Source organism: Ruegeria sp. SCP11 (genome assembly GCF_040329455.1).
Classification (GTDB): Bacteria; Pseudomonadota; Alphaproteobacteria; order Rhodobacterales; family Rhodobacteraceae; genus Ruegeria; species Ruegeria atlantica_E.
Genome location: NZ_JBDZYG010000027.1, coordinates 1 through 12,079 on the forward strand (window position 1 = coordinate 1; position 12,079 = coordinate 12,079).

The following is a 12,079-nucleotide window of genomic DNA, read 5'->3' on the forward strand; positions in this document are numbered from 1 at the left end:
ACCAACCATCACCAGCGGCATCCGCCTGGGCTCGCCCGCCGGCACCACCCGCGGCTTTGGCGAGGTCGAATTCCGCCAGATCGCCGACTGGATCATCGAGGTTGTCGACGGTCTGGCCGCCAATGGCGAAGACGGCAACGGCGCGGTCGAAGCCAAGGTCAAGGCCGAGGTCGCAGACCTCTGCGCCAAATTTCCGATCTACCCAAACCTGTAAATCTCACTGCTTACAGTGACTTGAACGGCGCCCTTTGGGCGCCGTTTTCTTTGACCAGTTGTACTCAAATAAAGCCGCGCCAGCGCAGAACGATCAACGCCAGCGCCGACAAGGCAAGAAAACCCAAGGCCAGCGACCCAAGAAAGCTTAGAAACCAACCCCAACGTCGATCAGCCAAGTTGATTCCGCTCAGATGGGTCTGAACGTCTTCTGACGCTTTAACAAGTTTCGGTGTATCCAGCACCAGACGCAGTTTGGGGTGAGCCGCCATCTGTTCGGCATTCGCCAGTAGCAGCGCCTGTTTGTAAATCCGTCGGGGCAGCTGCCGTTTGGCTTTTCTGACCGACGCTGTCAGTGTTTTGTCCCGCATACCCAGCTTTTTTCGCATCAACTGCAAAGTGTGCGAAATCTGGCTTTGGACATCTGTATTTTCCGACATGACGAGGCCTCCAAGCCCGCTAATCTAACCACCCTGCGCAAGGGCGACAATGGGGCTGGCTGTTTCTGTTTGCGGCGGGTATCACGGGCCTCATGCTGAATACGATCATACATGGCGAACCTACCGCGAACCCTCCTTTGCTGATTGCGCATGGTCTTTATGGCTCGGCCCGGAATTGGGGAGTGATTGCACGGCGTCTGGCGGATGAGCGGCAGGTCGTGGCCGTCGATATGCGTAACCACGCCTATAGCATGTGGACTGATCAGCACAGCTATCCTGACCTCGCCAATGATCTGGCCGAGGTGATCGACCATTTTGGTGGCAAGGCCGATGTGGTGGGACATTCGATGGGCGGCAAAGCAGCCATGACGCTGGCGCTGCAGCATGGGGATATGGTGCGCAAATTAGTCGTGGCCGACATAGCGCCTGTCAGCTACAGCCACAGTCAGATCCAGTTCATCGAAGCCATGCGCGCTGTCGATCTGTCGAAGGTTGAACGCCGCTCGGACGCATCAGAGCAACTGGCGAAGTTGGGCGTTGAGCCTGCGCTACAGAGCTTTTTTACACAGTCTCTGGATGTCAAAGGGCAACGCTGGTTGCTGAATCTGGACGTGTTGGCCGCCGAGATGCCGACGATCATGGGCTTTCCTGAACTGGACGCAAGCTGGGACGGGCCAGCCCTGTTTCTGTCTGGCGCCGCATCCGACTATGTCTTGCCGGAACACCGCGACTTGATCCGGGGGCTGTTCCCAGCCGCCAAGTTTGCCAAGATACCCGGTGCAGGACATTGGCTGCACGCCGAGAAACCGCGAGAGTTTGAAGCGGCTGTCCGGGCATTCCTAAACGCCTAGGGTTCAGAAACCTCACCGCCAGCATTGACCCAATCGGACAATCCACCAAGGTTGTAAACCTGATGATACCCCATATCTTTCAGCAACTTACCCGCCAAAGCAGCGCGGCCGCCGGCAGCGCAATACAGAACTATCGGGCGATCTTTCCGAAGTTCGGGGTCATGAGATTGCAAGGAGTCATCGGCCCGAAACTCCAACATGCTACGAGGGATATGATGTGCTCCTTTGGCCCGACCGGTCTGCTGCAATTCAACGGCATCGCGCACATCCAGCAACAAACCGCCCTGCCCTAAAAGCACTTGGGCAGAAGCGGTGTCTACGCGTTTAACAACCGCGTTTGCGGCCTCCATCATGTCTTTAACGGTTAATGGCACGAATAATCCTCCGGTGGCTGTCACCGGAGGTTAACATGCGGAAAATGGATGGTGTAGGCCGACCTTACTATTGCTCGCGGAAGGCGCGCGACATGCTGTCTGTCACCGGCTTGGCGATATAGGCCGCAAAGGTCCGTTCTTCCGTCTGGATCATGATTTCCGCAGGCATACCCGGTGTCGGGATAAAGCCGCGCACACGTTCAAGCTCCTCAGGTTCAAGCGAGATGCGGGCGAGATAGACCTCTTGCGGGGCACCGTTGGTGTCTTCGATCAAAGAGTCAGCCGACAGATAGAACACCTGACCGTTCAACACCGGTGTCGTGCGCTGATTCAGGGCCACCAGACGCACGGTCGCATCCTGACCAGTCACGACGCTATCGATCTCGGTACGCGGGATTTGCGCCTCGATGATCAGGGGGGCGTCTGCAGGCAGTATCTCGGCGATAGGCTCACCGGTTTCGATCACGCCGCCGGGTGTATGATAGTGCAACCGCACCACCGTTCCCGACACCGGAGCCCGCACGACCGCGCGGTCCAGAACACTGCGGGCCTGCCGCGCTTTTTCACGAACACTTTCCAGATCGGCTTCGATCACGCCCAGTTCGTCCAGCGCAGCCTCCCGATACGCGGCGCGGGTGCGAGCGATCTGTTCTTCGTATCTCAGCAACATCTGGCTGATTTCGGACGCCTCAGCTTGCAGGCGCGCCTGCTGTCCTTGGGCTTCGGCCTGAACCCGACGGATCGTGTTTAGATCTCCCTTACGCACCAAACCCTTTTCAAATAGAGCCTGCTTGGTATCGTATTCTTCTTGCAGGATTTCCGAACGCCGCAGCATGCTCTCCAACTGTGCCTCGAAGCCGCTAGAGCGAATTCTCAGTGCTTCCATATTCCGCTCCAACAGAGCGATATCGTTCAGCAAAGTCTTACGTGACAGGTCAAACGTGATCTTCTGTCCGTCGAGAATTGTCATCACCTCCGTGTCGTCCGCAGCAGCCATCAGGCTCGGAGAAAACTCCAGCCGTTGCAGCTCTCCGTACTCGGCGTTCAGACGCTCGGACATGGCCTGCAGGCGGATTTTTCGAATGAACAACTCGCGTTCGTTAGCTTCGGCCGAAGTTTGGTCTAGCGTCATCAGCACTTGTCCCGCTTTGACGGCCTGTCCTTCGACAACTTCGATTTCCTGAATGATACCGCCCTCCAGGTGTTGCACGATCTTGTTGCGGCCTGTGGCCACAAAGCTGCCCTGTGCAATCACGGCCGCCGCCAACGGCGCGCGGAAAGACCACACACCAAAGCCGCCAAAGCAGACAACCAAGAGGATCAAACCAACTACCACCAGACGATTGATCGAACGCGGTACTTCGGCGTACCAGACTTCGGGGTCTTTGGGATCGTTATTTACGGGTACAAGATCATTCATGTCGCACCCCCCTTACTGGTTTTGAATGCTGGGCGTGTTGTTGCGCGGCCCATTCAGTTGTTGCAGAACCTGTTCGCGCTGACCAAACAGCGCCACCCGGCCATCCGTTAGCAACATAATCTTATCGACCACGTTCAGCAGCGTTGGCTTCTGCGTGATCACGACTACGGTAATCTTGTTTTCCCTAGCCTGCTCAATGGCTCGGGCCAAAGCCTTGTCACCTGCCACATCGAGGTTCGAGTTCGGCTCGTCCAGAACCACCATGCGCGGGTTGCCAAAGAAAGCTCTTGCCAGCGCGATGCGTTGTTTTTGGCCACCAGACAGAGGCGAGCCGTCGGCCGCTACCACTGTCTCATAGCCTTGCGGCAGCGTCGCGATCATGTTGTGCACATCAGCAAGCACGGCAGCGTCGTGGATCTGTTCGTCCGTCGCGTCCGAGCGCATCCGGCCGATATTGTCCTTAATTGTTCCCGGGAACAGTTGAACATCCTGCGGCAGGTAGCCAATGCTTTCACCAAACTGGCGCGGGTCCCAATTGCGGATATCCATCAAATCCAGCCGGACACTGCCCGACGTGGGCAGGATCGATCCCACCAATGTCTTACCCAAAGTGGTTTTGCCCGCGCCCGAGTTACCGATGATGGCCAGTGTCTCACCCGGGTTCAGCGAGAAGCTGATCCCGTTCAGCACGACGCGCTTGGTACCGCCTGGCACGTAAAGCAGGCGCTCTACGTCCAACCGTCCTTCGGGGCGTGGCAGACGCAGTTTTTCAAACTGTAGAGCAGAATTGGACAACAGTTGGTTGATCCGACCATAGGCTGCCCGCGTCAGCAGGAAGGAGTTCCACCCTTCGATCGACCCTTCGATTGGTGCAAATGCGCGCCCTGCGATGATCGAAGCCGCGATGACCATGCCGCCGGTGATTTGGCCCTGCAGCGCAAGATACGCGCCCCACCCCAGAATGCTGATCTGTGTCAGCAGACGCACGCCCCGTGAAATCGCGGCGAAGATCACGTTTCGATCCTGTGCACGAACTTGCCATGTCAAAGATTGCGCGGTGTCACGACCCCAGATGCGCACCGCCTCGGGGATCATCGCCAGAGCATTGATGATCTGACTATTGCGCGCCATCGAATCCAAATGCTGGTTCGCCATGGACTGCGCCTTATTGGCTTCGGCAAACGGTTTTGCCGTCATGCGCTGGTTGATAAACGCAATCGTCGTCAAAATCAGGGCCGTGACAATCACGATCGATCCAAGCTGTGGGTGCACCAGGAAGATCATCAAGATGAACAAAGGCGCGAAGGGCACGTCCAGGAAGGATATCAGCGTACCCGAGACCAAGAAGCCTCGAACCTGCTGGAGGTCACCCAATGTCTGATACTCGCGCCCTGTGCCATGGAGCGAAGCATGCGCAGCCGCGCTCAGGACCGGTGCGCCCAGACGTGCTGCAACCTCAACGCCCGTACGCATCAGCATGAACCGTCGCAAAGCGTCAAAAGCCGACTGGAAGATAACAGCCCCCGCTACGATGGTCGTCAACATGATCAGAGTATCCAGCGACCTACTGGTCAGAACACGGTCACTGATCTGGAATAGGTAAATCGGGATTGCGAGGATCAGAATGTTCGTCGCAAAGGTCAAAACCAGCACAAAGGCCAGATTACGGTAAATCGCCCGCAACGACGTCCGCAGCGTCTTGCGAAAGTCTTCGGGCGGGGTCCGTTTGTGAAATGTTTGGGGTGGCCCCTTCCCATCGCCGCCACCTGAATTGCTGCGCAGCAATGGTTCATTCGCCTTGGCCTCGATAGTGGTCCCCATACGATCACCGCCTTTCGAGCGATACGCGGGGGGTGTACGGTCGCTCGTCTTTCTGACGGTTTCAGGATCGGGGCCGTCGACATCGGCCACCCCAGCACCGCTGCCCTGTTGATTACTTTCTTCGGCAGGCTGCGGCCGCTTGCGCCGGGGGGGAGGCCCGGCGTGCAGGTCCGGATCATCTTTCGCATCGTGATCCGCAGGGTTTGCTTTTATGGTCTTGCCGTCGCCCGCATCGCCTGCAGCGACCGCCCCCCGATTACCGTCTTCCGGATCACGTACACGGAAGTCTTCGCTCAAACGTATTCCTGGAGTTTTCTTTGGTTTCTCTTCAGATTGGTTTGCACTTGATGCCTTTGAGGCGGCGCCGCCATTGCGATCCAACGGGCTGGCGTATCGTCTCGGACGCGACGGGAAATCAATCGGCATATCAAAACTTTCAGGTCACTCGTAAAACAAACAGGTTTACTAGGATAGCATCGATTGCAGGCCGTCGTCGATGCCTGCCATTTCCGATTTCGTCAGCTTGTTGTGACCAGGAGCGTGCTCAGACTTACCCGGCGCATCAAGTTCTTCCATCATCAGTGCGACGGCTTCGCTGATAATCTCGGTTTTTTCCTCCATCGCATCTTCGAAAATGCTTGCCTGATGCAAAAGCAGGTCGGAGTATTCTTCCTCCTTCGCCCTGATCACTGAATCCACACCCATCTTTTTCACATGGGCCGAATTCAGAATGGCATTTCCAGCACCCAGCGCAGCGACTTCTTTGCCGTGGGGTGCATCGACATAAACGTCATCGTCGTCCTGCAACACGGTGACCTGCTCGACGTGATTGACCTGTAAGAGGTCGCCCTCGATCTTGAGCACCCGGACCAGCTCTGTCCCCGCAAACATCGGATCATTCAAGAGCGCGTCTTCCAACGCCTCTGTATCAACTTCCTGTAGAGGTATCACTTCGGCAAGCGTTTCACTCAGTTTTTCATGCGTGTCTTCGCCCGTGGTTGTCAGAGACACCTGGTTCATCACCAGATTATCCTCTGCCTCAGTTGGCTTCGCGCCGTGTACCACGTCATTGTCGGACAACACGATGGTCTGAGATACGGCATCGACCGAAGTCATATCGCCGCCAACAATTATCATATCGTAGAAGCTGCCCAACTGTAGAATGTTGGTTACGTTCGTCAGGATATTTTCGCCCAACGTGTAAGCAGTAGATGTCGCCGTGACTTTGGTGGCGATCTGGTCGATATCCGTGGCATCGATGACCTGCTTGATGAAATTCGTCACCAGCATATCACCGGAAATCCAATCAACAGCAACATAGGACCCTTGACCGGTATCTTCGACCTTGTCTTTCAGCCAAGGCGCTTCACTGGCCTCGACTGCGATTTCCGAGGACTGCACCACATGCGTTTGGCTTTGTACACCGGGCTCGCCTTCATCAACATCGGAAACAACGGCCACCTGGTTGAACACTGTCAGGTTCGTGGCTTTACCACCTACAAGGATGTTGGGTGCGTCAATCCAGCTGACAGTCACCGCAACCTCGTTTATCGCCAGATTTCCACCGGCAACAACGGAATGACCGTCGGCAAACTCCGGGTCTTCGGACTGGTCCCACTCGGCCGGCCACGGACTTGGGGTGTCATCCTCGACACCGTCTTCTTCATCATTCTTGAGATTGGCGGGCAGCAATTCTTCGAAATCCGGCAATTCATCGACATGCTCGCCGTTCACAATTATGCCCACGGCATCCTCGCCGTGGAATTGATGAATCTCAGCCCCTTCGAATTCGGTGTTCGCGGGCGATTGCATCCGCTCGATGAGCTCTTCGACCGCCGTGCCAGACAGGTAATCCTCAATATGTATTGATGGGGGCAGCGTAGCATGCAGAGACATCGCGACTGCAAACAACCCGTCACCGTGCTCCATCAGAGCATCGACATCGCGGAAATCGCCCTCTCCAATGGTGTCATTGTCGGTCAGGTAGAGTTTCTGGAACGTGTAGGTGACTGCTGACCCAACCAATTCGAAAATAAACTCGGGCTTCAGGACCATGTTGAACTGTACGGAAGATCCTACAAACCCTTCTGGTAGGCTAAAGTTCAGACCGAAGAAAAAGCCGGGAGATGCATCAAAAAGCTGAAGTTGCTCTGGTGCAGCAGGTGGTAAAGAGACATCAGCCTGTGGAGCGGCAAATTTGTACGGCAGCAGTTTGTGTGCTCCCGCCTCCACATTCAAATTTGCCGAGACCTTAATTTTTGTGGGATCCGCCAGCTCTTCAAGCTCGGCCTGGCGCCTTAGCGCGGTAAATTCTTCATACTGATCACGCAACCGAGCTTGCTCGGTCGTAAGTTCAAAAGTTCCAACGAAATGTGCAATTTGTTCCGTAATACTGTCGAGCGACATATCGGTTCCCTTCCCCGCTCCGGCCTGTAATTTCCGGTTTGGGTTAAGCTGGGCCGAGGCCGCTTATTTGCGGCCCCAGCGTTTTCTTGAATGGGGTCAGAGCTCGCGTTGGCGAGCTCTGGCTCCTGTTACACGTCAGTGTCGTCGCTGGTGTAAGTCGAGTTCATCGTACCACCAACCATTGTCGTATCGACCGAGTTGCCAAGGACGTTTGCGCCCATGACGATCGACTGGTTGAAGGCGGACGTATCGACCACCGCAGCGGCATTTGCATGAGACTCGCCGTTTACAATGCCGTCGCCGCCATTGTTTGAACCCCAGGTTCCGGCGCTGCCGCCGTTACCACCGGCACCCGAGTAAGCACCCGAGACATCGCCGCCAGTGACGCTGCCACCGTGGACGTAGCCGACTTCTGCGAAGCCATTTGCATCACCACTTTGGCCACCCGTGGATTGCGCGGCACCGCCGCCACCACCGAAGCCCGATTCGGACATGCCGTCGTTCGTACCGTATGCGGTCGACGTTGCATCGTTATCCGAGCTACCGGTTCCACCGTAACCCGAGATCGCCTCGGCCATGCTATCCGCAGAACCATCGGTGTCCGCCGTGGCAAAGATCGAGGACTCGCCACCGTAGCCAGCATCGTTATCTGCGTCTGCAGACCCCGTGCCGGTACCTGTCGACGTCGCATCCTGATCAAGCGCGCCGCCGCCACCGCCGGTCCCGTTTGCTTCTGCCATGCCGGTTCCATCAGCATCTGCGCGACCATCAGTGTCGTTGGTTCCGCCAGCGCCACCGGCAGAGTCGGCATCCTGATCGTTGCCCGCTTCGCCCATGACATCACCAGGAGTCTGGGTGATTACAGGACCAGCAGCATCCTGGTTGCCCACACCCTGAGCGTCGGAGGTTGCGTCTGCACGACCACCTTCGCCGTAAGCACCCATGCCGTCGCCACCGTCGCCGCCGTCACCGCGAGCACCGTCGCCGCCGTCACCGCCGTCGCCTTCACCGCCTTTACCGCCGTCGTCACCGTCGCCACCGTCGCCGCCGTCGCTGGCGTATTTCCAGCCCCAGTCGCCGCCGTCGCCGCCGTCACCGCCGTCGCCGCCGTCACCGCCGTCGCCGCCGTCACCGTAACCGCCTTTGCCGCCGTCACCGCCGTCACCGCCTTCGCCGTCACCGCCGTCACCATAACCGCCTTTGCCGTCTGCATCAGCGTCGGATTTGCTGCCAGCTAGACCCAGCCCGATGTTGCCACCTGCGGCTGAATCATTCGCTTCGGTGTCATTGTCGGTTTCATTTTTGGCCAGACCAAGGTTGGCTGCACCGCTGTCGCCGCCGTCAGCATTGCCAGAGGATGCGTCGTTGTATGCAAGCGCACCGCCTTTGGCATCTGCGTCGCTGTCATTGTCGCCGCCTTTAGATTCACCGTAGTTGCCGGCACCTGACAGACCCAAGCCCAGACCCAGGCCAATCGAACCGGCGTTGCCGCCGTCACCGCCGTCGCTTTCGGAATCAGACGCGTCCGATTTACCGACGTTGTAGGCTTTGGAATCGCTGTCCGCCTTACCACCGTCGCCGCCATCACCAGATCCGCTGGCATCTGTGTCTGACTTGATGACGTTCATACCTAGGGTTTTCGCATCACCCGAGTCTCCGCCATCTCCAGCTTCGGAATCGGCATTGGCGTCACCAGACTCACCGCCACCCGAAGATGCAGTGCCACCCTTGGTGTCGGACATCGCGTTACCGCCTTTGGCTTCACCACCGTCACCGGAATTGCCACCCAGCGACTCGGCATCGATGCCATCGTCTGATTTGGCGGTGCCGCCCCTCGCATCTCCGTACTGCTCGAACGTGCCGCCGTCATTCGAGACCTTAGCACTACCCAAGAAGTCGTTGTCTTTCAGGTCAGCAAGCTGGCTGTTGATCGACAACATATCGTTGCCCTCACCGTCCAGCGAAATATCCAGGTTCATATCGTCGCCTGGATCGTAGTCAAAGTCGTTTCCTACGGTGATAACGTCGTCGACCTCGCCACCTTTGCTTACGTCGACATCGACCAGATCATCGTCGCGGGGAATCCACTCGCCGCCACCAAAATCAATATGGATGTCGTTGTCGATGTCGTTTTCGTTGCTGTCGTCACCGCCGTTTCTATTTGCTTGATACTGTTTTTGGTCCTGATCTTGATCCTGCTTTTGATCCTGATCATTTTCATTTTCTACTTCAGTTTTTTGTTCCTGTTCAGCGTCGATGTCAGTTTTTTGCTCCTGATCAACATCAGTATCTTGGTCTTGTTCGTTCAAATTTGCATCGACCTCGGCATGTTTAACGAAGATGTTGGCGTCCACGTCCGCATGGACTTCATCAACTTCTACTTCACCGATCGCTGTGATGTCATTGTGGGGTTGATTATGACGAGTTCTACTCATAACAAATTTCCATTTTTGTAGCACCCGACCGTCATTCATCTAAAAAACGGCTACTGGCGCGGTTGAAACAATGTCTTAGAACTCAGGCGCAAAACGCGCTTGAGGGTGTCGTTGGTGAATTCGTTTCCCACCTCCCTTTCTCGGCTAAGCCGATACGCTGTCCACGGGGTTTATTGCTCGCGTCAAATTGCGATTCGCGGACAGATCAGGAATTAAGCTTCCCAAATTGAAGCAGGGGTATGGTCGCAGCAGAACGGCGGGCTGAATAGCTGACTTAAAGCACTATATGGCGTAACTCATTGAGTATAAACGAATTTACCTTAATTAACGGAAAATTAACGCCTTAATTCCACAAAATCCGGACTAGAACCCACTAAAGGGGTAAAGCCATATATTTGCGTCACATTTTCGGAAAAAGTTGCTGTGAACCTAAACTAAAGTTCTAGCTCAAATTGGCAGAACAGCACAGATAGTTGATGAAAATCGGTCTTTCAGCTATAGTTACTTAATCTAGAAGTTAATATAGCGTTTATTCGCATTCCGTGTGTTGTTTACGATTACGTCACAGATTTCGTGGCGTGGGTTTAGGGGGAAATAATGAGCAATCCGTTGCAGGATAGTGTTGCCCAAATAGATGTTTATTCCGAAGATTTCTCTATTAATTTCATCGGAAAAGAACTCTTCTTCTCAAAGCAAACTCTTCTAAGCGTTCAGACGGAATTCGGCGTTGCCGCACATAGGTACGATGGCATTGCGGAATTGAAAGCTGACAGCGCATCCAACTCAATGGCTGGCAAAGTGGTAGTGGTCGACCAGATCATGCTGGATGACCTTCTCAACCGTCCGGAAGCATATACTCAGGTGGTCGGTATGGGCTGCCTTGCCTTCGCATACAGAAAAGAAGAGACAGCCCGCTCTCTGTTCGAAAGCTGGGACCGGGCGCAGTTCGGAGATATCGGCTATCTTCCGATGAACGTCGCACCGGATGTGTGGCGTTCCATATTGCGGCTGCTGATGCATGAAGAGTTATACCTGCCCAGCTTTCTGGCCAATTGCGTTTCGCCACCACATGACCCGGGCACTCCCTACATACTGAGCGAGAAACCGGCTAAACCAAAATCGGAACCGAAGAAACCGAACCCAGTTTTTGCCCGGCTTACGCGGCGTGAAAAGCAGGTCCTGCGTCTGGTTTCAAAAGGTCAAAGCAACAAGATCATCGCTTCAAACCTTGGCATTACCGAGCACACAGTAAAGCTGCACATACACAATGTCACAGGCAAGATCGGTGTCAGCAACAGAACGGCGGCGGCGCAGTTTTATTTCGAGGTGACGTCAGACGAAGCTTACGGTCAAGCAGTTGACTGAAACGCTGGAAACCCGCTTTGATCGCCTGATCCTGTTGGTCGGCAAGCTCAATTACATGTGGACCAACACCGAAAGCTTGTTGATTCACCTCATTGCAGGACTTGGCGGCACGAAAAAAGACGTCGCGGTCATCATCTTTCTGACCCTCAACACCACGCGCGCCCGGGTAGACTTGGTAGAACGTCTCGCGAAAATGGACGGTCGCCCGGCCGAAATCCGAGACCCTATCTTGGAACTCACCCAACGGCTAAGCAAGTTGTCATCTATCCGAAACAAGTACAATCACTGCATTTACTCATTCGATACCGAAAGCGGAAATCCAAAGACTATTCTGATGCGCATCGCGGACAGAAAGACCGATATAAAACTGGGGCGCGAAGACACTGTTGACGAAGAAGCCATTCAGGAAATCGAGAAGGTCGTCGCGGAGTTGTCGGCCGCAAACCGAGATATCTGGCAACTGATTGGCAAACTAGGATTTCCAATCTGATTCCAACCACCTCCAGCGACAACTCTATCTGCGCCGAATTTGGTACCCGCGGCCGGACTCGAACCGGCACGGCGTTTCCGCCTGGAGATTTTAAGTCTCCTGTGTCTACCATTCCACCACGCGGGCTAGGTGTGTTGGGCCTGTTTCGGCCCTGAAAAAACCAGTAAGGCCACAACGCCATGAATACAATGCGCTTTGCGAGCGGAAGCGAAGGATTTTTGCCTTGCGTTTACCAGCGTCGCCACATCCGCATTCCACCAAAGC

General features: G+C 55.4%; 9 protein-coding genes, 1 tRNA gene and 1 pseudogene. 4 read left to right on the forward strand and 7 right to left on the reverse strand.

The features are described from left to right. A pseudogene (glyA, locus tag ABLN94_RS23850) lies at positions 1-214 on the forward strand (serine hydroxymethyltransferase); the annotation flags it as partial. Positions 215-278: 64 nt separating this feature from the next. Here glyA and ABLN94_RS23855 read toward each other — a convergent pair. After that, complete coding sequence (locus tag ABLN94_RS23855; protein WP_352997106.1) at positions 279-653, reverse strand: hypothetical protein; 375 nt, start codon at positions 651-653, stop codon at positions 279-281. Positions 654-745: 92 nt separating this feature from the next. Between ABLN94_RS23855 and ABLN94_RS23860 the strand changes: the two genes are divergently transcribed. Beyond that, positions 746-1,504, forward strand: a complete 759-nt coding sequence (locus tag ABLN94_RS23860) for an alpha/beta fold hydrolase (protein ID WP_352997108.1) — start codon at positions 746-748, stop codon at positions 1,502-1,504. Here the strand turns inward: ABLN94_RS23860 and ABLN94_RS23865 are convergent. The 5 genes from ABLN94_RS23865 to ABLN94_RS23885 all read right to left on the reverse strand — a co-directional run bounded on the left by ABLN94_RS23865 (position 1,501) and on the right by ABLN94_RS23885 (position 9,960). After that, positions 1,501-1,878, reverse strand: coding sequence for a rhodanese-like domain-containing protein (locus ABLN94_RS23865; RefSeq protein WP_352997110.1), 378 nt, complete (start codon positions 1,876-1,878; stop codon positions 1,501-1,503). The genes ABLN94_RS23860 and ABLN94_RS23865 overlap by 4 nt on opposite strands. Positions 1,879-1,945: 67 nt before the next feature. Beyond that, positions 1,946-3,298 (reverse strand): HlyD family type I secretion periplasmic adaptor subunit, encoded by a 1,353-nt coding sequence (locus ABLN94_RS23870; protein ID WP_352997112.1) that lies wholly within the window; start codon positions 3,296-3,298, stop codon positions 1,946-1,948. A 12-nt stretch (positions 3,299-3,310) separates the two neighbouring features. Next, positions 3,311-5,416, reverse strand: coding sequence for a type I secretion system permease/ATPase (locus tag ABLN94_RS23875; protein ID WP_417750540.1), 2,106 nt, complete (start codon positions 5,414-5,416; stop codon positions 3,311-3,313). Positions 5,417-5,584: 168 nt separating this feature from the next. After that, positions 5,585-7,525, reverse strand: a complete 1,941-nt coding sequence (locus tag ABLN94_RS23880; RefSeq protein WP_352997115.1) for a type I secretion protein — start codon at positions 7,523-7,525, stop codon at positions 5,585-5,587. Positions 7,526-7,653: 128 nt separating this feature from the next. Continuing rightward, on the reverse strand, positions 7,654-9,960 hold the full coding sequence (locus tag ABLN94_RS23885; protein WP_352997117.1) for a hypothetical protein: 2,307 nt from the start codon (positions 9,958-9,960) through the stop codon (positions 7,654-7,656). 597 nt (positions 9,961-10,557) lie between these two features. Between ABLN94_RS23885 and ABLN94_RS23890 the strand changes: the two genes are divergently transcribed. Both ABLN94_RS23890 and ABLN94_RS23895 read left to right on the forward strand, forming a co-directional pair. Further along, positions 10,558-11,325, forward strand: a complete 768-nt coding sequence (locus ABLN94_RS23890) for a helix-turn-helix transcriptional regulator (protein WP_352997119.1) — start codon at positions 10,558-10,560, stop codon at positions 11,323-11,325. Next, a complete protein-coding gene (locus tag ABLN94_RS23895) occupies positions 11,318-11,815 on the forward strand; it encodes a hypothetical protein (RefSeq protein ID WP_352997120.1) in 498 nt (165 codons plus the stop codon). Before ABLN94_RS23890 ends, ABLN94_RS23895 begins: the two co-directional genes overlap by 8 nt. A 40-nt stretch (positions 11,816-11,855) precedes the next feature. On the opposite strand, the gene ABLN94_RS23900 is transcribed toward ABLN94_RS23895, so the two are convergent. After that, positions 11,856-11,941 (reverse strand) — tRNA-Leu (locus ABLN94_RS23900). Positions 11,942-12,079 lie beyond the last annotated feature (138 nt).

Bases quoted from the DNA above. Each gene is read 5' to 3' on its own strand.
- ABLN94_RS23860 (WP_352997108.1), top strand. From the start codon at position 746: ATGCTGAATACGATCATACATGGCGAACCTACCGCGAACCCTCCTTTG.
- ABLN94_RS23885 (WP_352997117.1), bottom strand. From the start codon at position 9,960: ATGAGTAGAACTCGTCATAATCAACCCCACAATGACATCACAGCGATC.
- ABLN94_RS23870 (WP_352997112.1), bottom strand. From the start codon at position 3,298: ATGAATGATCTTGTACCCGTAAATAACGATCCCAAAGACCCCGAAGTC.
- ABLN94_RS23855 (WP_352997106.1), bottom strand. From the start codon at position 653: ATGTCGGAAAATACAGATGTCCAAAGCCAGATTTCGCACACTTTGCAG.
- ABLN94_RS23890 (WP_352997119.1), top strand. From the start codon at position 10,558: ATGAGCAATCCGTTGCAGGATAGTGTTGCCCAAATAGATGTTTATTCC.
- ABLN94_RS23880 (WP_352997115.1), bottom strand. From the start codon at position 7,525: ATGTCGCTCGACAGTATTACGGAACAAATTGCACATTTCGTTGGAACT.